This window comes from Clostridium intestinale DSM 6191 (assembly GCF_900130055.1).
Lineage (GTDB): Bacteria > Bacillota > Clostridia > Clostridiales > Clostridiaceae > Clostridium_T > Clostridium_T intestinale.
On sequence record NZ_FQXU01000005.1, the window covers coordinates 332562 to 355135 of the forward strand.

Below are 22574 nucleotides of genomic sequence, written 5' to 3' on the forward strand. Positions count from 1 at the left end.
AGTATTTTTATGAAAACATTATTTGATTTAACACAATTGTCAGGAATGAATATGAAGAACAGATTTGTTCGTTCAGCAACCCATGATGGTAGAGCTGATAGCTTAGGACATGTTACAGAAAAGCTTGTTAATCATTATGAAGAACTTGCAAAAGGCGGCGTTGGAACCATTATAACTGGGTTAACAAATGTAACAGATATAGAAAAAATTGTTCCAGGACAAATGGCAATTTATAATGATTCCTTTATATCAGAGTACCAAGAACTTACAGATGCTGTGCATAAGCATAATGCTAATATTATTATGCAACTTGTTTGTAATGGAGCCCAAAACAGAAGTAATAATGAAGGTGCATTATGGGCACCAACTGTAATTGAAGATTTAGCATCAATGCCTGGAATAAAAGAAATGACTAAAGATGATATAGAAATTATGAAAGAAAGCTTTATTAATGGAGCAGTAAGAGCAAAAAAAGCTGGTTTTGATGGAGTGCAATTACATGTAGCACATGGATATTTACTTAGCCGCTTTTTAACTCCTTATTTTAATAGAAGAACTGATGAATATGGTGGAAATATAGAAAATAGGGCAAGAGTGGTTGTGGAGATTTGTAGCGGTATTAGAGAAGCAGTTGGTCCTGATTATCCTATTCTAGCAAAAATAAATTGTGAAGATTTTATGGAGCAAGGACTAAATCTTGAAGAGTGTAAGTATGTCTGTAAAGTGTTAGTGAAAGCAGGGTTAAGTGCTGTTGAAATTAGCGGGGGGACAGCAGGATCTAGAGCTAATGAAGGAACAATTAGAAGAGTAACTTCAGAAACAGAAGCATATTTTAGAAAGTATGCAGAAGAAATTGCAGAAGAAGTTGACATTCCAGTTATATGTGTTGGAGGTCATAGAGATATAGATAACTTAACAGATATTATTAAGGAAACAAAAATTGAGTACGTTTCTCTTAGTAGACCTTTCATAAGAGAACCAGAGCTTGTTAATCGTTGGATAAGTGGTGATAAGACACCAGCAAAATGTATTTCATGTACCAAGTGTTTTGGTGCAGAAACAAAATGCATATTTAATAAATAAAATCATATAGTATGATATTTTGATTGATACAATCAATATTAAAAATAAAAAACTCAGTGAAGCTGAGTTTTTTGTCTTTTTAACCGAAATTAATACCTTAACATATAATACATGGAACTTTAATTAGGAGATGATGAGATCTATGAGAAAATATGAAAGCAACAAGGTAAAAATAAATGAGTTTGAAGTAACTTCTTATGATGACATGGTACATCCAAAAGGAAATATTGAGGATTTAAGATTGGGATTCATACGACAATATCTTTATGATATAGAAAGCCCATTATTTGAAGAAAGACTAAAGACTTCAAAAGAAAAGTTACTAAAAGAGCTAGATATGATTGATGATGAACTAAAACCTAAAAACATAGGACTTTTGATGTTTAATGAGAAACCAGAAAACTTTATTCAAGGATGTCAGTTGCAGTTGGTACACATTGTAGGACTTACTTCTGATGAGATCATAGTACAGACTTTTGATGGGCCTATTCATGAGAATATAAGAGCGGTTTTAAGATATATGGAAACCTACGGATAATGTTAAAATATATAGAAGGGGGGAGAGTTTACAACTATCCATTAGAGGCGATAAAAGAAGCTGTTGTAAATGCTTTTTATCATAGAGACTATTTAAATGCTACACCTACAGAAATAAAAATAGATAGGGAGAAAATTGTTATTATAAATTATCCAGGACCAGATAAGTTTATAAAAAAAGAGGATATATATAAAGGCGAAGTTTTAGTTAGAAGATATAGAAACAAGAGAATAGGTGAAAGTTTAAAAAACCTTAAGTTATCAAGGGGGACAGCTACAGGTCTATCAAAAATCATGAAAGCAATGAAAAATAATAATTCAAAAGAACCTATATTTGAAACTGATGAGAAGAGATCATATTTCATGGTCAAATTATATGTAAATTCTCATTTTATGGATGAAAAAGAAAAACAAGTTGTGCAATCAAATAAAAAGGAACAAAGAAATATTCTTTTAAACAAAAGAGAAGAGAAGATATTAGAACTTTTGGATCAGGGACCTTTATCAAAGAAAGAACTATCAAACTATCTAGGATATGGAGATAAGAGTGGGAATCTAAAAAGAGCTATTTGTAAGTTGTTAGAACATAAGTTAATAACTTATACTGTACCATCAAACATAAGGAGTAGAAAGCAAAAATACAAACTTATATAAAAAAAGGAATAGGTTTCATAAAGAATCCTATTCCTATAATATACATTTTTAGGGAAGTCGTTTACAAACTCTGCCTGCAAGCTGAAAACTTGCATTCTTAATATGAATATTGAAATAAATTATATTTTGATAATTGCTACATTAAAACTGCGTATATAACTTCATATGTATAAGAGTTTGTAGATAAAACTTATATTGTAATATCAGCTTGTAATTATATTATAACAATAGAGTTTTCTAAACACAATAGGGGGATTTATTTTTTATTAGATTTTATTTAAAAATATGGTTTATTTAATCTTTAAGCTGGTTCAGATAAGTATAAAAGTCTTTTATTAAGCTAAAATCAGCGATTAATTTATCAACAAGTTCTTTTGAAAATAATAAGTTGTCTATTTCTTTATTACAAACTAAATATAAGTTTTTTCTTTGGTACCACTCATTTATATCTTCAGTTTTTTCTTTGTCTAAAATTCGTTTATATTTATCTCCTTCAACAACAAAAACATCTTGTTTTGAGTAAAAAGAGATTGCATTTTTGAATTTATCTAAGGAGGTATCAATATTTTCTCTAAATATTTTCATAGTAGTTGGGTTAGCTTGAAAAAAACCCATTCCATATCTATAGGAATCAGGAGACAACTCAAAAAAGAAGGCTGGATTTGAGGACCATTCTTTTGATCTTCTTTTAAAAGTTATCCACATCCTAATTTTATAAGGAGATTTATCCTTTGAAAATCTTGTGTCACGGTAAATTTTTGAGATTGTGTATCCAGAAGATGGAGTTACCTCCAGTAACGGGTCAATAGAGAGGATAAAGCTGCTTAAATCCATAACTAAGTATTTCATTGGAGTAAGTAAATGATGTATATATTTTTCTTTATTTTCCTCAAACCACAATTTATTATTATTTTCTTTTAGATTTTTTAAAAAATCTATAGTTTCATTCGAGAAACCTTCAAAGCTTCTCTCATTTATAGTTGACATAGGAAAGCCTCCTTTTATGTATTTTATAATAGATAATTAAAAGAAAGCACTAGTTAGACATCTTTACTTAAAACATTATTTATAAGATATTTAGCTTCCTTAGCATTTCTTTTACTTACAGTTATAGTATATTGGGTTTCATCATATCTTCTTAAATTTGTATTTTCATCATTTCTTAAGGTACTAACTTTATTGTTTGTATATTCTATATTATTATCTAATAATACTCTAATAACTTTTGATAAATCCTTTAAAGAGTAGCCAATCCAAACATCTTCTTTTTTAAATGAAAACATAAATAACTCCTCCTTTTAATATAAATAATCTTTACTATATTATACCATGTATATACGTACAAGCTAAAATTATGTAATAAAAGCACGAAATTTAGTAATAATCGACCAAGGTCTTAAAAAGGAATAGGTGGAGTACTTAAATTTTCATAGAGACTTTTTTAGGTAAAAAACAGACCTTCAAGAGTACTTAATATTACTAACTGTCAACTTTAAATTTGTGCTACAATACCCTTAAACAGACAACTTGAAAACGTTATACACCTTAGTGCTGTAGAAATCCTGTAAGGATTTCATTAGAATCCTTTTAGTATTATTGTTGTAGAAATCCTGCAAGGATTTCATTAAAGTCCGTTTAACATTATTACTGTAGAAATCCTTTTAGTCTTATTACCGTAGAAGCCTTGCAGAGACTTCATTAAGGTAATTAATTAACAACACTAGACATTATAAAATTAAGGGGGGGAGTGCAAACTATGAATCTTTTAGATAAAGTAAAAGATGCAGGAGTTATTGGTGCAGGAGGGGCAGGATTTCCCACTCATGCAAAACTATCTGGTAAGGCAGAATTTATATTATTAAATGGAGCAGAATGTGAACCATTATTAAGGGTGGATCAGCAGCTTATGAAAATCTACCCTAATGAAATAATTAAGGGGTTTGAAGCTGCAAGAGAATTAGTTTCAGCAAAGAAAGGAATTATAGGAGTAAAAGAAAAACATAAAGAGGTAATTTCTATTTTGAGAAATAGAATAATTGAACTTAACCTTAATGAAAAGATTGAGGTTAAAGAACTTCAAGATATCTATCCAGCTGGAGATGAACAGGTTTTAGTTTATGAATTAACAGGACGAGTTGTTCCTGAGGCTGGAATTCCCATTCAAGTAGGATGTGTGGTTGTAAATAGCGAAACTTCACTAAACATTTATAATGCATCACTTGGAAAAGCAGTAACTAGAAAATATATAACTGTCTCAGGTGATGTACCAAGTCCAGTAACAGCTTGTGTACCAGTTGGTACTAAGATAATGGATGTATTAAAACTTAGTGGGGTAACAGATTTTGATGATTATGCAGTAATTGATGGTGGACCTATGATGGGCCCAGTTATGAAAAATCTAGATGGATATGTAACTAAGAAAAATAAGGGATTTGTAATACTTAAAAAAGAACATTCCTTAATACGTAAAAAATCAACAGAAATGAATCAAGCTAGAAGAGTAAATAGAGCTTCTTGTGAACAATGCAGAATGTGTACAGATATGTGTCCACGTTATCTTTTAGGACATGATACTCAACCTCATAAGATGATGAGAGCTATGGCCTATAATTTTGAAAATGTTGAAGGGCAAAAAAATGCTCAACTATGTTGTCAATGTAATTTATGTGAGTTATTTTCTTGCCCCGCAGGACTTTATCCTAAGGCCTCTAATGTATATTTTAAAGAAAAGCTTTTTGAGCAAAAGATTAAGTATAGGCCCATCAAGGATAAGTTTGAACCAAGAAAGGCCCGTCAATATAGATTGGTACCAAGTAAAAGACTTATTGCGAGACTTGGATTAAAAAGTTTTGATAGACCTGCGCCTTTCATGGATGGTTTTGTTGAACCTGAAGAGGTACATGTACTAAGAAGTCAACATGTTGGTGCTCCAGCTACTTCAGTTGTTTCAGTAGGGGCCCATGTTGAAGAAGGAGATTTAATAGGAGGTATACCAGAAGGCAGTTTAGGTGCACCTATTCATGCAAGTATATCAGGAACTATAACAGAAATCACAAATGAGTTTATATCTATAAGGAGGAATTAATATGGCTAACGCAATAGGAATAGTTGAATTTACAAGTATATCAAGAGGTATTTTTTCCTCAGATCAAATGGTTAAGGTTTCTGATGTCGAGATAGTTACTGCAAGTTCCACATGTCCAGGAAAATATATTGCAATAGTTACTGGAGATGTGGAGTCAGTTAAGGAATCAGTAAGTGTTGGAGAAAAAACCGCAGATGAGTTTTGGATTGATTCAATAATAATACCAAATGTAAGTCCTTTAGTTTTTCCTGCAATTACTGGAGCAACAATGCCAGAGAAAGTTCAAGCTTTAGGTGTAATTGAAGCTTTTTCAATAGCTAACATGGTAGTTGCAGCAGATAAAATCTTAAAGTCTGCCAGCTTAGAACCTATAGAACTTAGGCTTGGTACAGGCCTTGGCGGAAAATCATATTTTACTTTTACAGGTAATGTAGGAGCAGTGGAAGTAGGGATAGAAGCAGGGAAAGCTGAGATGGAACAGAAGGGTTTACTTGTTAATGCTGAAGTTATTCCATCACCATCTGATAGACTTATTCAAACTCTATTTTAAATGTAGTATTGATTTTTCAGCATAATAATGGTATTCTTACCATGATAATATTGGAATCTATTAGTAAATTTAATAATGAAATATAGGTTTAATCAGTAACGCGATTGATTAAAAGGGAATCAGGTGAAAATCCTGAGCTATCCCGTAGCTGTATTAAGGGAGTTTAGGTACAAGATGTCACTTAAGTTTTAGGGAAGACGTACTTAAATTATGATCTTTGAGTCAGAAGACCTGCCTATATTTTTGACTAAAGTCTCTACGAGCGATGGAGGAGTCATAATAAATATGTACTTAATATACTTATATAGGTATAGTTTTTTGTTGTGTCCTTCTAACTTTGAGTTAGAGGGGCTTTTTATTTTGCACATTATTACTGTAGAAGTCTTGCAAAGACTTCATTAAAATCCTTTTAAAATTATTGCTGTAGAAGAACATTAAAGCTTCTACAGCAATAATGTGTGCGCTTGGGTATAAAGATTCAATATTATTAGTATATAGATAAGGGGGAATTTAAGTATTTATGAATAGGGTTAAGGCTTGTAGAGTAGATGAAATAAGATTCAAAGGAGTCATTAGGTGGAAAAAAACAATATCTTAAAGAAAAAAGAGCATAAAAAAAGAATAAGGCATAAGCATGGAGAAAATATTTCAATTGATTTTTATGCTTATACTTCAAAGATAAAAAACTGGAATTCAAGCTTTAAGATGATTTTTTCAATGACCGTGATAGCTGTGTGTATTTTATTAGATAACCCATACGTATCTGTTTCAGTAATTTTGGGAATGTCCTATCTTACTATTATAAAAGGGGGTCTTTCTTTAAGAGATTATCTATCGGTACTTATGATTCCTATTGTTTTTATTTTAATAAGTATTTTTACCATAAGTGTGGATATTTCAAGAAATCCAATAGGAGAGTACAACCTTTATTTAGGTATTGGGTATGTGTTTACTTCAAAAGAGATGCTTACAAAAGGGGTATTTTTACTTTTGAAGATTTTAGGAGCTATTAGTGCTCTTCAAATGATGTCACTTTCGACTCCATCTTCAGATATCATATATGTACTTAGAAAGGCTCATGTTCCAAAACTTATTATAGAACTTATGAATATGATTTATAGATATATTTTCATTTTGATGGATGTATCAAGTAAAATGAAAAATTCAGCAGAGGCCCGTCTTGGGTACTGTGATATCAAAACTTCTTATTATACCTTTGGAAGGATTGGGAGCAACATGCTGATTGTTTCCTTCAAGAAAGCAAATGCTTATTATGATGCCATGGAAGCAAGGTGTTATGAGGGGGAACTTATATTTTTAGAGGAAGAAAAAAAGTTAGATAAAAAGCTAGTGTTTTGGGCATCTGTGTTTATAATTTTTTTAGTTGGACTTTGGAGTTTTACAAAATAAGAGGAGATTTTTATGAAGAAAGTAATATTAAAAATAGATAATTTACATTACACCTATGGAAATGGAAAAGTTGCTTTAGAGGGAGTAAATCTAGAGGTTTATGAAGGAGAAAAAATAGCAGTAGTAGGCTCTAATGGTTCTGGGAAATCAACTTTTTTCTTAAACATGAATGGGGTATTTATGGCTGATGATGGAGAAATCACATATAGAGGTACTATCATAAACAAGAAAAACATGAAAGAGCTAAGAAAAAATATAGGGATTGTTTTTCAAGATCCTGATAATCAGATAATAGCATCTACTGTAAAATCAGAAGTCTCCTTTGGACCCATGAACCTAAAACTTTCAAAACAAGAGGTGCTAGATAGGGTGCATCAGGCCCTAGTGTACATGAACCTATTAGATTTTCAAGATAGGCCTCCTCATTATTTAAGTGGAGGAGAAAAGAAAAGAGTAAGCATTGCAGATATAATCGCTATGAAACCTGAAATCATAATTTTTGATGAACCTACAGCATCGTTAGACCCTGTAAACTCCAAAATGCTTGAGGAAGTTTTAGACAAGCTGAGCTTAGAAGGAAAGACCATGCTGATATCTACTCATGATGTTGATTTTGTTTATAGATGGGCAGAGAGAGTTGTTGTTTTTTCTGATGGAAAAATCATAGCTGATGGTACACCTATAGAGATATTTAAGGATCAAGAAGTTTTAGAAAAGGCAAATCTTAAAAAGCCAACTATGTTAGAGATGCATGAACTACTTTTAGAAAGAGGGTTGTTAAAAAATGAAAATCTCTATCCTAAAACAGTTCAGGAATTAAAGAAAATTTTTTAGATTAAGAAATCAAGGGGGAAAATAATATGAATAAAAAGGAAAAGAAATTTATAATTATTGCAATAGCTTTTGCAATAATTTTTGGAATAACGCCAGCAGCAAATGCTATGCATATAATGGAAGGATACCTTTCACCAAAGTACTGTATTTTATGGGGAGTTATAAGTATTCCATTTTTAGTTTTAGGATATATTTCACTTAAAAAAAACATAGTAGAAAATAGAAGATCTATAACGCTTATTGCAATGGCAGGAGCCTTTGTTTTTGTGCTTTCATCTTTAAAAATTCCATCAGTAACAGGAAGTTCTTCTCATATGACAGGCACAGGTCTTGGTGCTATTTTATTTGGACCAAGCATGGTTAGTATTCTTGGGATAATTGTACTTTTATTTCAAGCTATATTACTTGCTCATGGTGGTTTAACAACTCTTGGTGCTAATACTTTTTCTATGGCTATCGCTGGTCCATTCCTAGCTTATGGAATATATAAGTTGCTTCAAAAATCAAAGGTTAATAAACACTTCTCAATTTTTTTAGCAGCGGCTTTAGGAGACTTATTTACTTATTGTGTAACAAGTATTCAACTTGCAATTGCATACCCATCTGAAAGTGGTGGTGTTTTAGCATCGACAGTTAAGTTCCTTGGAGTGTTTGCACCTACTCAAGTTCCACTTGCAATCATTGAGGGAATCTTAAGCGTAATTATTATCATAGGTCTTGAGACATATGCAAAGTCAGAGTTAAAAGGTATAGGTTTTTTAAAGGGGAGTGAGAAATAATGACAAAAACTAAGAAAAAAGTTATCATACTATTACTTATTACTATATTGATTGTTCTTGTACCACTATTTATTTTAAAAGGTGCTGAATTTGGAGGCTCTGATGATGCTGGGAGCCAAGCTATTTCTGAAATCACAGGGGAAGAATATGAACCATGGGCGACGCCTGTTATGGAAAGATGGATAGGTGGAGAAATTCCAGGGGAAACTGAAAGTTTATTATTTTGTGTACAAACAGCTATAGGAGTGGGGATAATTGCCTTCTTCATGGGCCGATTTGTTGAAAGAACTAAAAAAGAAAAACTAGAAAGTAACAAGATAGTTTAATAAATAAGCAGATGGGCCTAAGCTTAGGCCCATCTGTTCTATCATCCTAAAAATTCAGGTACATCTTGATGATCAGATCTAATTGCTCTTTGAACAATTGTTAGTTTGATTTTTGAATTAACTTTATCTAAAGAGTAAGAGTATCGTTCACCACAATTTTTGCATATAAGAAAATCATCTTCTCCGACCATCTCTCTATTATTAAAGGTATAAGGCGTTTCTTCAGTATTCATAAGTGATTTTAAGATATTCGTATTATCTATATCATAGGTGTATAAGTAAGTAGCTTCACGTTTCATTACAAAATCTTTAGTATTACACTTTGTACATACTATAGGGTTTTCTGTGTTCATAATATCATTCCTTCCAACAACAGTAGCTTATAAGGTTATATTATCCAAATTAATAAGATGCTATTCTTCAATATCACTTCTAATATGTTTTGATAACTTTTCCTTTAAACTTGGATTTGATTCAAAGAAATCTAAAAGCTTACATATTCCACTAAGTACATCATTGCTTATAGTATGTTCCATTTTTTCTGTTTCTTCTAAAACTTTATCATTGATATCTAATAGTTTTAAGAAATCTTCGATAGTGTTATGACGCTTCAAAAGAAGCTTTCCAATATACTTTCCTTCCTCTTCTAATATTATGACTCCATACTTTTCATATTTGATTAAATTAAGAGAAGATAATTTCTTTACCATTTTAGTTACAGAAGGTGGTTGAACATTTAATGAAATCGCAAGTTCATTCACCCTTGTAAAACCATTTTTTAGAGAAAGCCTATAAATCATCTCTATGTAATCTTCAGCAGAAGCTGAAATTATGTTAGTGTCATTTTTCATATATTGAGAGAAGGTAAAAAATTTTTCCTGCATTTAAAACCATCCTTATTATTAGTTCTCCATTAATAAAATATATTCACTACTTTAGATAAAATACATACTATGGTTATTAAGTAAGAGTTAGCTTAGGTTAAGATGTTTAACCTAAGTAATAAAACAATCGATAGGAGTAAGATTATGAAACGATTATGTGATTTTCAAGTTGGAGAAAAAGTTATGATCAAAAATTTATTAAGCGATGGATTAATGAGAGAAAGAATGTTAGCTTTAGGTTTTGTTAAGGGGACAGTTATTGAAATTATTCGAAAAGGGCCTAAAAATAATCTTACAGTTTTTAAGGTAAGAGAAACCATGATTGCTCTTAGACAAGAAGAATCTTTATTAATAGAAGTTGCATAAGGAGGTAAATATTATGGGGCTTACTTATGAATCTGTTAAAAAAGATGCTTTAAAAGACATGTTTAATATAGATAAAAATGACGGAGAGTATGTAATTGCATTAGCTGGTAATCCTAATACTGGCAAAAGCACTGTATTTAATACCTTAACTGGGTTACATCAGCATACTGGGAATTGGCCAGGAAAAACGGTAGTTAATGCTAGAGGTGAATTTCAATATAAAGACAAAAAATATATTTTAGTAGATCTTCCAGGAACTTATTCTATATTTGCAACCTCTGTTGAGGAAGCTGTAGCAAGAGATTTTATATGTTTTGGAAAACCTGACCTAACTATAGTTGTAGTTGATGCAACCAGTTTAGAGAGAAATCTAAATCTAGCCTTTCAAGTTATGGAGATAACCTCCGATGTGATTTTGTGTATAAATCTAATAGATGAAGCAGAAAGAAAAGGAATAACTATAGATGGAAAAGGCTTAGAAAAAGATCTAGGAATTCCAGTTGTTTTAACCTCTGCTAGAAACAATATAGGAATGGATAACTTAAAGGAAGAAATAGATAAAAAGGTGGCTGAAAAGCTTAAAAATTTGGGGACAGTTAAGCAGAAAGATTCAAAAAAAATGGGGACGGTTAAGCATAATTATATAAAATATGACCCTAAAATTGAAAAAGTTATAGATATAATTCAAAAGGATGTTGAGAAATTAAGTATTGATTTAAACTATAGATGGTTATCATTAAGATTGATTGATGGTGATGAATCTATAATAAAGGGTGTAGAAGAGTATTTAGGAAATGATGAAATAAAGAAAATTATAGAAAAGAACAAAGATTTGATCGATTCAATTAATAATAAAGAGATACGAGAAGATATAACTTCTAAAAACTATAAACAAGCAGAACTTTTAAGGGACAGTTATGTAAAAATATCGAATAAAAAGGTTGATAGGGATAAGAAAATAGATGACATTATAACCTCAAAGAGATTTGGAATTCCACTTATGATGCTCATGTTAGCAGTTGTTTTATGGATAACCATAGCAGGAGCTAATGTCCCATCACAAATGTTAGCTGATATGTTATTTAAATTTCAAGATGTATTAACCGATATTTTCATTAAACTAAATGCACCAGAGTGGCTTCATGGAGTTTTGATTTTAGGGCTATATAAAACCATGGCCTGGGTTATTTCTGTTATGCTTCCGCCTATGGCAATATTTTTTCCTCTATTTACATTGTTAGAGGATTTTGGATATCTACCTAGAGTAGCATTTAATTTAGATCATGTATTTAAAAAAGCTTGTGCTCATGGAAAACAATGTTTGTCTATGTGTATGGGGTTAGGATGTAATGCAGCTGGAGTAATAGGTTGTAGAATTATAGACTCTCCAAGGGAAAGACTTATAGCTATTCTAACCAATAACTTAGTACCATGTAATGGTAGATTTCCCACATTGATAGCTGTTTCTACTGTATTTTTTGGAGTTGCAACAATAAATGATAAATCAAGTATAATACCTGCACTTATGGTTTCATTAATAGTTATTTTAGGAATTTTTATAACATTGGGGGTATCATATTTATTATCTAAAACTCTTCTTAAAGGGATTCCTTCAAGTTTTACATTAGAATTACCACCTTATAGAAAACCGAAGTTTGGAAGTGTTTTATATACTTCAATAATAGATAGAACAATATTTGTTTTAGGAAGAGCAGTAGCCATAGCTGCACCAGCAGGAGTTGCTATTTGGATACTTGGTAACATTTATATAGGTGATATGAGTATAATAAGCCATGTAGCAAACTTCCTAAATCCATTTGCACAATATATAGGATTAGACGGATTTATATTATTAGCTTTTATTTTAGGATTACCGGCAAATGAGATAGTTGTACCTATACTGCTTATGGCATATTTATCAACAGGATCTATGGTGGAGTTTGAGAGCATAGATTCTCTTCGTCAAATACTAGTGGCTAATGGCTGGACCACACTAACAGCATTAAATGTGCTGATATTTACCTTACTGCATTGGCCTTGTGCAACAACATTATTGACTATAAAAAAAGAAACTGGAAGCATAAAATGGACAATTTTAGCAGCAATACTTCCAACAGTTATAGGAATAGGTTTGTGTTTTATAACAACTACAATTTACAAGCTTTTTGTATAATAAAACTCCCATTGAAGGAAATTTCAATGGGAGTTTTATGTGTAATTATAAGTAATAAAATAAGTAATTTACACTACAAATTTATTTTTGGAAGTGATCTTGAACCATTACTAAAGCTTCACCAAATCTTTGAAAATGTACAACTTCCCTTTCTCTTAAGTACTTTAAAACATCTTTAGCAGAAGGATCATCTGTTAAAAGAATTAGTCTTTCATATGCAGCCCTTGCTTTTTGTTCGGCAGCCATATCTTCAGTTAGGTCTGCAACTGGATCACCAGTAGCTTGGAAATAAGCAACTGTAAATGGAACACCTCCTGGATCAGAAGGATATATAGCCTTTCCGTGGACTGCATAATTTGTATCAAAACCATGTTTTTTTAGATCATCTATAGAAGTACCTTTAGTTAGTTGATACATCATTGCAGAGATTATCTCGATGTGAGCTAGTTCCTCCGTGCCAATATCGGTTAAAAGTCCTTTAGTTTTTCCAGTAGGCATAGTATATCTTTGACTTAGATATCTAAGTGATGCACCTAATTCGCCATCAGGTCCTCCTAGTTGAGTTAAGATTAGTTTAGCAAAGCGTAGGTCAGGTTGTTTTATGTCCACAGGATATTCTAGTCTTTTTTCATAATACCACATAAAAATTTTCCCTCCAAATTTTAATCATTAAATTTACGTTCCCAAGGCCAAGGACCAGAAACCCATTGATCCCAATCTTTTGCAGTTTGTATACCATAGTTTGTTAGTGGACCATATTTCTTTTCATATTCTTTTCTTAAATCCATAAGTTCTTTTGACAAGCAGTTAAAGTATTCAAGGGCATCTTTATTATCTTCATAGTTATCAAGATATAGATTTACATCAACAAGACTAAATCCAACTTCTTGAATTTTTTTTAGTAGATCTTTTTTATCCATTGTAATCCTCCTAAAGTAATTGTTTAGCATAAGGTTTGTCTAAATCTCTAAATATAGTTCCACGTTTTAGAGAAGTATCTGCATCATAGACATTTTCAAAAGGCTGAAGTCTTACATAGGCTTTAGCATAATCCATTTTGTGTTCTTTATGAGATTTACTCGAATGTCTTTCGTTATTATCATACATAATAGGGGCCTCCTAAATTAATTTACTTATATTACCAATCAATACAATTTATGAAATTGTGTTTATTATTGTTACAAATAGAGGAACACATTAACCAGGGAATGGAGTTAATATTGGTGAGTAAGGAGAGTTTAATTCCCTTATTCTTTGATCAATAATATTTGCAACACTTATTATCTGACCATAAAGTATCTCTTGCCTAAATCTAGGATGAATATCAGTGGTCCCTTCTTCATATTCACGAGAAACTTGTACAAATCTTGAATAACCTATTTTAGTAAATTGAAGTAGAGTAAAGAAAATAAAAATAGTTGATAAATTTGCATCTATTGCAGGATTACGAAGCTTTGATACATCTCCTCCTTGATATTTGATAACTATCTGGTCTATGGATTCTTGAGTAGCTTTAAGTAAAAACAAATAAGATGCTAATCCTGTATAAACTGCATAAAGCTGATCATTAAGAAGAACTAATTCTCCCATATCGTGTCTATATTGGGCTGGATCAAAGTTCGTAGAATCATCAGAAGACTGATTATTTTTATTTGAATTATTAGAAAAATTGTCTTTGTTTACATCTGGGGGATTATTATGTTTAGATTTCTTAGTATCTTTTGAGCCACTAGTTTTATCATGCTTCTTAGACACTTATTTTGCCTCCTAAGATTTCTACAGAGTAATTCTGTTTTCTTAATATATACTATTTATTATTTATAAAATGGGTTCTTGTAGTTTTAACATAGTTTACATCTTTGATTAACATTCATTTGTTAAATTGATATTAGAAATAAATTTTGGAGGATGATTTTGTGGAATTAAATTTTGCAGTAATAAGTGATATACATGTAAAAGCTCATAATTCTAAAGAAGATGAAAAACTTGATTTAGCATTAAGTAGATTAAAGGAATATCAACAAAATTTAGATGCATTAATTATTACTGGAGATATAACTAATAGTGGAAGACAGAAAGAATACAAGAAGTTTAGCAAGATTTATAATAAGTATTCAGAGTTTTTAGGAGAAAAGATATTTCTAATGGGGAACCATGACTGCTGGGGTGGGGTATCAATTAAAGCAGCACAAAAAAGATTTAAAGATAATTTAAATGAAGACATTAATTCACACAAAGTTATAAAAGGGTATCATTTTATTTCAATTAGTACAGAAGGAAAAAGATTAAGCGGATTATTTAGTAAAAAACTTTTAGCTTGGCTTAAAAATGAACTTGAGGTAGCTAGAAATGATGATTCTAAGAAACCTATATTTTTAGGTGTTCATCAGCATATTGAAAATACTGTTTATGGAAGTGAGGCTTGGGGAAACAAGGATTTATATGAAGTTTTAAAGGACTTCCCTCAAGTAATAAATTTTTCTGGACATTCTCATTACCCTTTGAATGATGAAAGAAGCATTCATCAAAAAGACTTTACTTCTGTAGGTGCTGGCTCGACTAGCTATATGGAGTTAGAAAGGGGGAAGGTTAACGGGACAATTCAGCCAAAGGCAGGCAAGGTATCACAAGGATTAATAGTAAAAGTATCAGAGGATAATGTGGTAAAGATATCTACTATTGATTTTACAAAAAACCAAGTTAATGAGGATAGATGGATAATAAATGAACCATCAAATAAGGACAACTTTCTATATATAGATAATAGAAGGGATTTAAGAAAAAAGCCTTATTTTAAGAAAGAAAGTTCAGTTCACATTAAATATGTTACTAATAATGTTGCAAAGATAAGTTTCACTCAAGCTATACATGATGATTTCATTCACTCCTATGAGATCAGTGTTGTTAATAAAAATAACAATAAAGAGTTAAAAAAAATGATGATTTTTTCAGATTTTTATATGGAATATATAAAGTCAAGATTAAGCTTTAAGATAAAAGGGCTTTTTCCAAACACAGAGTATACTGTTAGAATAAAAGCCATAGAATCCTTTGGAAATAAGAGTGAAAACTATCTGCAGACTGACTTTAAGACTTTAAGTATAGCTGATTCTTTAATGAACTTTAACAAGCTTCTCTCAATATCAAGAATAGAAGAAAACAGTATAGATTTTGATTAAGTTTATATATATGTTTAAAAACCTACAAAATATGTGTAAAATACTAATGAAGCAAAATATGGAGTAGGAGTGATTGTTATTTTTGAAGTTTTATTAAGGGTTAAGAATTCTTTAATCAACGAAACAATAGAAAAACTAGAGATTTTAGGGGTATCATCTACCTATTATGATGTACCTTATGAGGTCACAGTTGACGATAATGGGTATGGGTATTTTGAAAAAGAGGATAAAGAGATAGATTTACATGTATATTTTTATGATGAGGATAGGTCAAAAGCGGGAAAATTAGTAGATAAGATAAAAGATGAATTTGAGATTGAAGAGACTTTGGAGCTAGTAGAGGTTTCAGAAGACAACTGGCAACAAAGTTTTGAACCTATAGATTTAAATAATGGATGGATAATAGCAGAAAAGGATTATTCACCAAATAGTTTAAATAAGATTAATTTTGAATCTCAAGGATCTTTTGGAACAGGTCTTCATGAAACTACTCAAGACTTGTTACGTTATATTTTAGATAGAGATTTTCAAGGAGAGTCAGTTTTAGATTTAGGAGCTGGTTCAGGGATTTTAAGTTTAGCAGCTTCTATAAAAAATGCGGATAGAGTAGTTGCTTTAGATATTAGAGATGTTACGGAAGAAGTACTATATAATGCATCGTTAAATAATATTGACAACATAGAAGTTGCTATAAGTGATGTCACATCAAAGACTTTTGGAGTTTCAGGTAAGTTTGATGTTGTATTTATAAATATTGGTGGTGAAGAAACTCTATCTTCAATGGATTTTATAAATGAGGTATTAAAACCAAAGGGGTTATTATTCGTTTCTGGTATGGTTGAGTGGAGTAGTGAAAAAGTTTTAGATATAGTTAAAAGCTACGGATATACATTAGATAAAAGTACAAAAACCAATGAGTGGGTAACAGCTGTATTAATAAAAAATAAATAATATTATTTGCGTTTTCAGCATAAATATAGTACAGTAATAATTTTTTAGGGGACGGTTATGATAAATATTTCAATAACCATTGATGTTAAAAATCCTGGTGAGGTAGCAGCTAATCATGGAATTCCTGGTTTTGTTCCACAAGATTTGATTAGGGGCAAGGTGGAAAGCGAAATTAAGAGTACTATAATCAAAAAACTTAAAGTTGCACTTGCAGATGAACTAAGGAGAAATGGTGTTAAGTGTAATATGAATATAAGCTAAAATTAAAAGATGAGCATTTTTATAAAGTGCTCATCTTTTCTAGACTAACTTTTAGCTTTTTCAACCTTCAGAGTTTTTCCTTTTATCGTTGCATTTTTTAGTTCTCTTAAAACTAAATCACCTTTACCATTCATAATGTCAACATAGGATACATTGTCAGATACATCTATTATACCTATATCATCAGGTTCAACTCCTGGGATTCTGCATATCGCACCAACTATGTCACCTGGGCGTATCTTTTTCTTTTTTCCACCGTTTAAGTATATCTTAGTAATGTCTTTTGAAACTTCTTTCTTTTTACTAATAGTAACTTTTTTGAAGTTTTCATTTTTTAACTTGAAGTCTTCTTTATTTGCAAGGAACTCTTCTCTACTAGGTGGAGAAAGTTTAGGAATTTTATAACTTATATAATCTTGAATTTCTTGAAAGAATCTATCTTCATATGGAGTTTTAAAAGTTAAGGCAACTCCAGAGTTTCCAGCTCTCCCTGTTCTTCCAATTCTATGTACATACTTCTCTTTTTCCATAGGAAGGTCATAGTTTACAACTAAAGAAACCTTATCTATATCAAGACCTCTTGATGCTATATCAGTAGCTATAAGAAATCTAAACTTACCTGATTTAAACTCATTTATAGTTCTCAATCTTTCTGGCTGAAGCATACCTCCATGAAGTCCTTTTGATGGATATCTTTTTCCTTCAAGTTTAGAAATAAGTGTATCTACATTCTCTTTTGTTCTACAGAAAAGTATTGCACTATCAGGGTTTTCTTTAATAAGTAATTTTTCAAGTAAAGAGAACTTATCTTCATCTTTTACTTCAAAGTATCCTTGCTTTATATTTTCAACAGTAAGCTTGTTTGGAGTTATTTCAACATTTTTAGGAGACTTCATATGTCTATCACAAATTGTTTTAATTTGCTCCGGAATAGTTGCAGAAAATAGCAAAGTGGTTCTCTTTTTAGGAAGATAAGATAAAATTTCTTCAACTTCTTCTAAAAAGCCCATACTTAACATTTCATCAGCTTCATCCAAAACTAGATATTCTATTTCACTTACATTTAAAGTTTCACGCTTAATATGATCTAGAGTTCTACCTGGAGTACCAACAACAACATGAACTCTTTGTTTAAGTTCATTTATTTGATTAGTTATAGGTTGCTTTCCAAAGATAGCAACAGAACGAATCTTGTTGTATCTACCTATGTTATTTATGTCTTCCTTAACTTGGACAGCTAGTTCTCTAGTTGGTGTTAATACAAGTGCCTTAGGATTTTTAATTTCTACATCAATAGATTGACATAGAGGTATTGCAAAGGAAGCAGTTTTTCCACTACCTGTTTGAGCTTTTACAATTAAGTCTTTCTTTTGAAGTACTATAGGAAGAACTTCTTTCTGTACGTCTGTAGGATTTGAGTATCCTAATTCCTCTAAAGCTTTTAGAATATTAGGATTTAAATTAAAATCTTTAAAATTAATATTATTCAACAATTTCACCTTTTTCTATAAATTCATAACGTATCTACTATATTAACATTATACCCTATAAAGTAAAATACTTTCTCTATCTATTGCTTAAGAAATTTTATAGTGCTATTATAAAAATATAACTTAAATAGCACAGGGGTGTTGGATGATAGCCAACTGAGAGTAAGAACTAAAATTCTTTAACCCTAGTACCTGAACTGGATAATGCCAGCGTAGGAAGTGTTTTGTTTAATAGTATTTTATGAAGTTAAACACAATCCTATGGGTTGTGTCTTTTTTTGTTTAAAATAATTTTAATTGAGGTGTTTTTTTATGAAAAATAATGTTGTTCAAGCTTTAAAAGATGTTAGAGAAAAGTCTCCTTTAGTTCATCAAATAACAAACTATGTTACTGTTAATGATTGTGCTAATATAACTTTAGCGATAGGTGCATCTCCAGTTATGGCTGATGATATAAACGAAGTTGAGGATATGGTTAGCATAGCCTCTGCTTTAGTGATAAATATAGGAACACTTAACAGCAATACTGTAAAGTCAATGATAGCTGCAGGTAAAAAAGCTAACGAATTAGGAGTTCCAGTTGTTTTAGATCCTGTTGGAGTTGGAGCAACTCCATTTAGAAATAAGGTTGGAGCAGAGCTGATTAAAGAAGTAAAGTTTTCTGTAATTAGAGGAAACTTATCTGAAATAAAGAGTTTATATGGAGCTGATGTTAAAACTAAAGGAGTAGACTCTTTAGAAGAAAGTTCCTTAAACGAAATTGGACTAGCTAAGGAAATTGCAAAAAAATGGGGGACAGTTATAGCAATTACTGGAGCTAAAGATATAATTACTGATGGAGAAAGAGTTGCAGTCGTAGAAAATGGACACAAGATAATGTCAAAAGTTACTGGAACAGGATGTATGTGTACAGCTTTAACTGGAGCATTTGCAGGAGTTTGTGAAGATGCATTTACAGCAGCTTTAGCTGGAGTGGTTTCTATGGGGATTGCAGGAGAAAAGGCTCATGAAAGATTAGGAGAAAATGAGGGGACAGGTAAACTAAGATCAAACATTATAGATGAGATATACAACTTGTCTTCTGAAGTTATTTTAGAAAGAGGTAAGGTAGATGAAAAGTAATATAGATTATACTTTGTATTTAGTTACCGATAGAGATGTTTTAAAAGGAAGGGACCTTTGTGAAGCTATAGAAGCAAGTATTAAAGGTGGGGTCACATTAGTACAGTTAAGGGAGAAAGATATTAGTTCTTTGGATTTTTATAACTTAGCTGTGGCAGTTAAAAAGATTACAGACAAATATAATGTACCTCTCATTATAAATGATAGGATTGACATTGCTTTAGCAGTTGATGCTGCCGGAGTTCATGTTGGACAAAGTGATATACCTGCAAATGTTGCTAGAAAGATTATTGGTGAATATAAGATATTAGGCATTTCTGCCGCAACTTTAGAGGAAGCTAAACTAGCAGAAGCTGAAGGTGCGGATTACTTAGGAATTGGAGCTGTTTTTCCAACAGATACAAAAAAGGATGCTCGTTCTGTATCTATAGAACTTTTAGGGGAGATAAAAAAATCCTTAACCGTCCCTGTGGTTGGTATAGGTGGGATTAGCCAGAATAATGCTGAACTATTAAAGGAAAGTAAAATAGATGGAATAGCAGTTGTAAGTGCTATTTTAGGAAAAGAAGATATTGAACAAGCAGCTAAGGATATGCTGATGAAGTTTAAATAAAAGTGTATAATGGGGGACGGTTAAGCAAAAATTTTATGCTTAACTGTCCCCAATTTTTTCTTAAAATATATATTACAACATTTAATAAATTTAGTGAATAATATAAAAAGGAGGTGAATTCTATGATAGATGTAGTATTATTAGGCTGTGGTGGAGGAATGCCAATGCCAAATAGAAATCTTTCTTCAATTTTATTAAATTATAGAGGAAGAAAGATATTAGTGGATTGTGGAGAAGGAACTCAGGTCTCTATGAGAATGGTTGGATGGGGGTTTAAAACCATAGATATTATATGTATAACTCATATTCATGGAGATCATATTGTAGGGCTTCCAGGATTATTAGCTACTATAGGAAATAGCGGAAGAACAGAGCCGCTAACAATAATAGGACCAGAAGGAATTGGAAACACAGTTAATTCTCTAAGGGTAATATGTCCATATATACCTTATGATATTAAGATAATTGAAAATCCAATTGATACTATAGAGTTAGATAATTTTATTAATATCTCAACTTTAAATCTTGATCATTCAGCTCCTTGCTTAGGGTATAGTTTTTATATAAAAAGAGCACCGAAATTTAGTGTTGAAAAGGCATTAGAAAATAACGTGCCGAAAGATCTATGGAATGTTTTGCAAAAAGGAAATGAGATAGAATTTGAAGGTAGAAGATTTTATCCCTCTATGGTTTTAGGGGAGGATAGAGAAGGAATTAAATTATCAATAATAACGGACACAAGACCAATAGAGGAAATAATAGACTTTGTTAGGGACAGTTATCTATTTATATGCGAAGGTACTTATGGTGATGATAAAGATATAGAAAAAGCTATAAAAAATAAACATATGACGTTTAGAGAGGCCGCTAGTTTAGCTAAAAATGCAGAGGTAGAGGAACTGCTTTTAACTCACTTCTCGCCAGCTATGGAAGAACCAAGTTGGTATTTAGTTAATGCTAAAGATATTTTTGAAAATGTTGTAATAGGGGAAGATAGGTTCATAAAAACGCTATCTTTTAGGGACAGTTAAGTATTAGTTATTTAAATAACATATAGGGAAAATGAGGATTTTTATAAATAATAGTTATAAAGTTATGATACTTGTCCATAATGAACTATCAAATAATAAAAAATTTTTAAAAGAATTTTTAAGATATGATTTCTTATATAGCTTTTAAATTTAAAGTAACATATTCGTCAATTAAGTTTGAATAAATACTATTATTCATTAATAAATCTACGCCAACTGAAGACAAGCGTGATACGTTAGATGCACAAATATTCCCCAATAAACTACATATAGATTTTATATTGATATCACATAAAGAGCGTAGCATAGTTACTATTAATGCTCGTATATGTACAAATTCTCTAACATTTTTGCTGAATATGAGATGTTTATTCACTTTAAATTTATTACATACAAAATTGATTATTGAAATAGGAGAATAATTTCTATTAATATAAACTTTTCCACTCATATATAAGGATTTATCTTGTTTCATATCAATATTTTTATTTTTCAACTCACTGGTAATTAAAAGAGCCTCTAGGTATTTTTCTCTTGATTTTTTTAAACTATCAGATAAAAGTGAGAGAATGAACAAATCATCTAGAATTTCAAATTCATCAGCTTTAATTCCTAAAAACACGGATAAGCTCGAAAATCTATATTTCTCAGGAGACTTTGAATAATTTTTAATGTCCATTGGATTTCTATGTATATATAGTGATAGTGAATAGAGATATTTTTCATCGGACACTAGTTTACTCTTAAATCTATCTTGAAATAAATGACCATGTCTATTGTATTTTACATTAAAATAACGCGCATATTTAAAGTTAATTCTATGCATAATTTTAGAAATATCAGCTCCACAACTGTCAATTATAAAATGACAGTGATTGCTCATAAGACAATAGGAGTATATTTTAAATTTAAAAAGATACTGAGTTTCTTTAATTATTTTTAAGTACTCAACTTTGTCGTCAGAAGTTTTAAATAGATTTACATCACTTATACTGCGCATTATCACATGAAAAATACCGTTATCTTGTTTTATTCTTGGTAATCTTGGCATTAAAATCATCTCCTTAGCTAAAGTCTTGACAATAAAAAGGAGAGTTAAACATTTTGGGGACAGTTAACAAAAATTTGATTTAAACAAATTTTGTTAACTGTCCCTAATTTTTATTGACAAAAGATAACTATAATCATATTATAGTATTAATAAAAAAATATTGATAAAATCTATGAGTAAGAGTAGTAACTTTTA

At 30.8% G+C, this 22574-nt stretch carries 27 protein-coding genes, 2 riboswitches and 1 other annotated feature (1 of these 30 only partly in view); of the genes, 17 read left to right on the forward strand and 10 right to left on the reverse strand.

Annotated elements, in window-relative coordinates:
• Window positions 1-9 precede the first annotated feature (9 nt).
• The 3 genes from BUA92_RS08095 to BUA92_RS08105 all read left to right on the forward strand — a co-directional run bounded on the left by BUA92_RS08095 (window position 10) and on the right by BUA92_RS08105 (window position 2274).
• Window positions 10-1083, forward strand: coding sequence for an NADH:flavin oxidoreductase (locus BUA92_RS08095; protein WP_073018521.1), 1074 nt, complete (start codon window positions 10-12; stop codon window positions 1081-1083).
• A gap of 142 nt (window positions 1084-1225) precedes the next feature.
• The gene (locus BUA92_RS08100; protein WP_073018522.1) at window positions 1226-1621 is read left to right on the forward strand and encodes a hypothetical protein; all 396 of its coding nucleotides are present in this window, start codon (window positions 1226-1228) and stop codon (window positions 1619-1621) included.
• A complete protein-coding gene (locus BUA92_RS08105; RefSeq protein WP_073018523.1) occupies window positions 1621-2274 on the forward strand; it encodes an ATP-binding protein in 654 nt (217 codons plus the stop codon). Before BUA92_RS08100 ends, BUA92_RS08105 begins: the two co-directional genes overlap by 1 nt.
• A gap of 294 nt (window positions 2275-2568) precedes the next feature.
• Here BUA92_RS08105 and BUA92_RS08110 read toward each other — a convergent pair whose 3' ends face one another.
• Together BUA92_RS08110 and BUA92_RS08115 are read right to left on the reverse strand one after the other, a co-directional pair.
• Entirely contained in the window at window positions 2569-3261 is a 693-nt protein-coding gene (locus BUA92_RS08110) for a DUF2461 domain-containing protein (RefSeq protein ID WP_073018524.1), read from the reverse strand.
• 53 nt (window positions 3262-3314) lie between these two features.
• Window positions 3315-3557 carry a hypothetical protein gene (locus tag BUA92_RS08115; RefSeq protein ID WP_073018525.1) on the reverse strand — a complete coding sequence of 81 codons (243 nt, stop codon included), beginning with the start codon at window positions 3555-3557 and terminating at the stop codon, window positions 3315-3317.
• A gap of 473 nt (window positions 3558-4030) precedes the next feature.
• Here BUA92_RS08115 and BUA92_RS08120 point away from each other — a divergent pair, with 473 nt between their 5' ends.
• The 6 genes from BUA92_RS08120 to BUA92_RS08145 all read left to right on the forward strand — a co-directional run bounded on the left by BUA92_RS08120 (window position 4031) and on the right by BUA92_RS08145 (window position 9258).
• Complete coding sequence (locus tag BUA92_RS08120) at window positions 4031-5359, forward strand: 4Fe-4S dicluster domain-containing protein (protein ID WP_073018526.1); 1329 nt, start codon at window positions 4031-4033, stop codon at window positions 5357-5359.
• Window position 5360: 1 nt separating this feature from the next.
• Complete coding sequence (locus tag BUA92_RS08125) at window positions 5361-5909, forward strand: BMC domain-containing protein (RefSeq protein ID WP_073018528.1); 549 nt, start codon at window positions 5361-5363, stop codon at window positions 5907-5909.
• 67 nt (window positions 5910-5976) lie between these two features.
• Window positions 5977-6162, forward strand: a riboswitch (cobalamin riboswitch).
• A gap of 323 nt (window positions 6163-6485) precedes the next feature.
• A complete protein-coding gene (gene cbiQ / locus BUA92_RS08130; RefSeq protein WP_073018531.1) occupies window positions 6486-7319 on the forward strand; it encodes a cobalt ECF transporter T component CbiQ in 834 nt (277 codons plus the stop codon).
• A 12-nt stretch (window positions 7320-7331) separates the two neighbouring features.
• Complete coding sequence (locus BUA92_RS08135; protein ID WP_073018533.1) at window positions 7332-8153, forward strand: energy-coupling factor ABC transporter ATP-binding protein; 822 nt, start codon at window positions 7332-7334, stop codon at window positions 8151-8153.
• Window positions 8154-8179: 26 nt separating this feature from the next.
• Entirely contained in the window at window positions 8180-8932 is a 753-nt protein-coding gene (locus BUA92_RS08140; RefSeq protein WP_073018535.1) for an energy-coupling factor ABC transporter permease, read from the forward strand.
• Complete coding sequence (locus BUA92_RS08145) at window positions 8932-9258, forward strand: energy-coupling factor ABC transporter substrate-binding protein (protein ID WP_073018537.1); 327 nt, start codon at window positions 8932-8934, stop codon at window positions 9256-9258. Before BUA92_RS08140 ends, BUA92_RS08145 begins: the two co-directional genes overlap by 1 nt.
• A 41-nt stretch (window positions 9259-9299) precedes the next feature.
• Here BUA92_RS08145 and BUA92_RS08150 read toward each other — a convergent pair whose 3' ends face one another.
• Together BUA92_RS08150 and BUA92_RS08155 are read right to left on the reverse strand one after the other, a co-directional pair.
• Entirely contained in the window at window positions 9300-9611 is a 312-nt protein-coding gene (locus BUA92_RS08150) for a hypothetical protein (RefSeq protein WP_073018540.1), read from the reverse strand.
• A gap of 60 nt (window positions 9612-9671) precedes the next feature.
• Window positions 9672-10142 carry a metal-dependent transcriptional regulator gene (locus tag BUA92_RS08155; RefSeq protein WP_073018542.1) on the reverse strand — a complete coding sequence of 157 codons (471 nt, stop codon included), beginning with the start codon at window positions 10140-10142 and terminating at the stop codon, window positions 9672-9674.
• A gap of 144 nt (window positions 10143-10286) precedes the next feature.
• On the opposite strand from BUA92_RS08155, the gene BUA92_RS08160 reads away from it, so the two are divergent.
• Window positions 10287-10508 carry a FeoA family protein gene (locus BUA92_RS08160; protein ID WP_073018544.1) on the forward strand — a complete coding sequence of 74 codons (222 nt, stop codon included), beginning with the start codon at window positions 10287-10289 and terminating at the stop codon, window positions 10506-10508.
• Between the two features lie 13 nt (window positions 10509-10521).
• The gene (gene feoB, locus BUA92_RS08165; RefSeq protein WP_073018546.1) at window positions 10522-12681 is read left to right on the forward strand and encodes a ferrous iron transport protein B; all 2160 of its coding nucleotides are present in this window, start codon (window positions 10522-10524) and stop codon (window positions 12679-12681) included.
• Between the two features lie 81 nt (window positions 12682-12762).
• On the opposite strand, the gene BUA92_RS08170 is transcribed toward feoB, so the two are convergent.
• The 4 genes from BUA92_RS08170 to BUA92_RS08185 form a co-directional block, all read right to left on the reverse strand.
• Window positions 12763-13323, reverse strand: a complete 561-nt coding sequence (locus tag BUA92_RS08170) for a manganese catalase family protein (protein ID WP_073018548.1) — start codon at window positions 13321-13323, stop codon at window positions 12763-12765.
• 20 nt (window positions 13324-13343) lie between these two features.
• Window positions 13344-13601: a spore coat protein CotJB gene (locus tag BUA92_RS08175; protein ID WP_021800853.1), complete on the reverse strand. Its 258-nt coding sequence runs from the start codon at window positions 13599-13601 to the stop codon at window positions 13344-13346.
• 10 nt (window positions 13602-13611) lie between these two features.
• Window positions 13612-13788 (reverse strand): spore coat associated protein CotJA, encoded by a 177-nt coding sequence (locus tag BUA92_RS08180; protein ID WP_021800854.1) that lies wholly within the window; start codon window positions 13786-13788, stop codon window positions 13612-13614.
• A gap of 90 nt (window positions 13789-13878) precedes the next feature.
• The gene (locus tag BUA92_RS08185; RefSeq protein WP_073018551.1) at window positions 13879-14436 is read right to left on the reverse strand and encodes a hypothetical protein; all 558 of its coding nucleotides are present in this window, start codon (window positions 14434-14436) and stop codon (window positions 13879-13881) included.
• A gap of 161 nt (window positions 14437-14597) precedes the next feature.
• Here BUA92_RS08185 and BUA92_RS08190 point away from each other — a divergent pair, with 161 nt between their 5' ends.
• The 3 genes from BUA92_RS08190 to BUA92_RS08200 all read left to right on the forward strand — a co-directional run bounded on the left by BUA92_RS08190 (window position 14598) and on the right by BUA92_RS08200 (window position 17072).
• Window positions 14598-15860, forward strand: coding sequence for a metallophosphoesterase (locus BUA92_RS08190; RefSeq protein ID WP_073018553.1), 1263 nt, complete (start codon window positions 14598-14600; stop codon window positions 15858-15860).
• Between the two features lie 69 nt (window positions 15861-15929).
• A complete protein-coding gene (locus BUA92_RS08195; protein ID WP_242950109.1) occupies window positions 15930-16811 on the forward strand; it encodes a 50S ribosomal protein L11 methyltransferase in 882 nt (293 codons plus the stop codon).
• Between the two features lie 57 nt (window positions 16812-16868).
• Window positions 16869-17072: a hypothetical protein gene (locus tag BUA92_RS08200; RefSeq protein ID WP_021800858.1), complete on the forward strand. Its 204-nt coding sequence runs from the start codon at window positions 16869-16871 to the stop codon at window positions 17070-17072.
• 44 nt (window positions 17073-17116) lie between these two features.
• On the opposite strand, the gene BUA92_RS08205 is transcribed toward BUA92_RS08200, so the two are convergent.
• Window positions 17117-18562, reverse strand: a complete 1446-nt coding sequence (locus BUA92_RS08205) for a DEAD/DEAH box helicase (RefSeq protein WP_073018555.1) — start codon at window positions 18560-18562, stop codon at window positions 17117-17119.
• Between the two features lie 124 nt (window positions 18563-18686).
• Window positions 18687-18798, forward strand: a riboswitch (TPP riboswitch).
• A gap of 76 nt (window positions 18799-18874) precedes the next feature.
• Between BUA92_RS08205 and thiM the strand changes: the two genes are divergently transcribed.
• From thiM to BUA92_RS08220, 3 genes are all read left to right on the forward strand, one after another.
• A complete protein-coding gene (gene thiM / locus BUA92_RS08210) occupies window positions 18875-19684 on the forward strand; it encodes a hydroxyethylthiazole kinase (RefSeq protein ID WP_073018556.1) in 810 nt (269 codons plus the stop codon).
• The gene (gene thiE, locus BUA92_RS08215; protein WP_073018557.1) at window positions 19674-20297 is read left to right on the forward strand and encodes a thiamine phosphate synthase; all 624 of its coding nucleotides are present in this window, start codon (window positions 19674-19676) and stop codon (window positions 20295-20297) included. Before thiM ends, thiE begins: the two co-directional genes overlap by 11 nt.
• Window positions 20298-20419: 122 nt before the next feature.
• Complete coding sequence (locus BUA92_RS08220) at window positions 20420-21328, forward strand: ribonuclease Z (protein WP_073018558.1); 909 nt, start codon at window positions 20420-20422, stop codon at window positions 21326-21328.
• 133 nt (window positions 21329-21461) lie between these two features.
• On the opposite strand, the gene BUA92_RS08225 is transcribed toward BUA92_RS08220, so the two are convergent.
• Window positions 21462-22379 carry a transposase gene (locus BUA92_RS08225; protein ID WP_175550875.1) on the reverse strand — a complete coding sequence of 306 codons (918 nt, stop codon included), beginning with the start codon at window positions 22377-22379 and terminating at the stop codon, window positions 21462-21464.
• Window positions 22380-22542: 163 nt separating this feature from the next.
• Window positions 22543-22574: a binding site (T-box leader), on the forward strand (it continues 222 nt past the right edge of the window).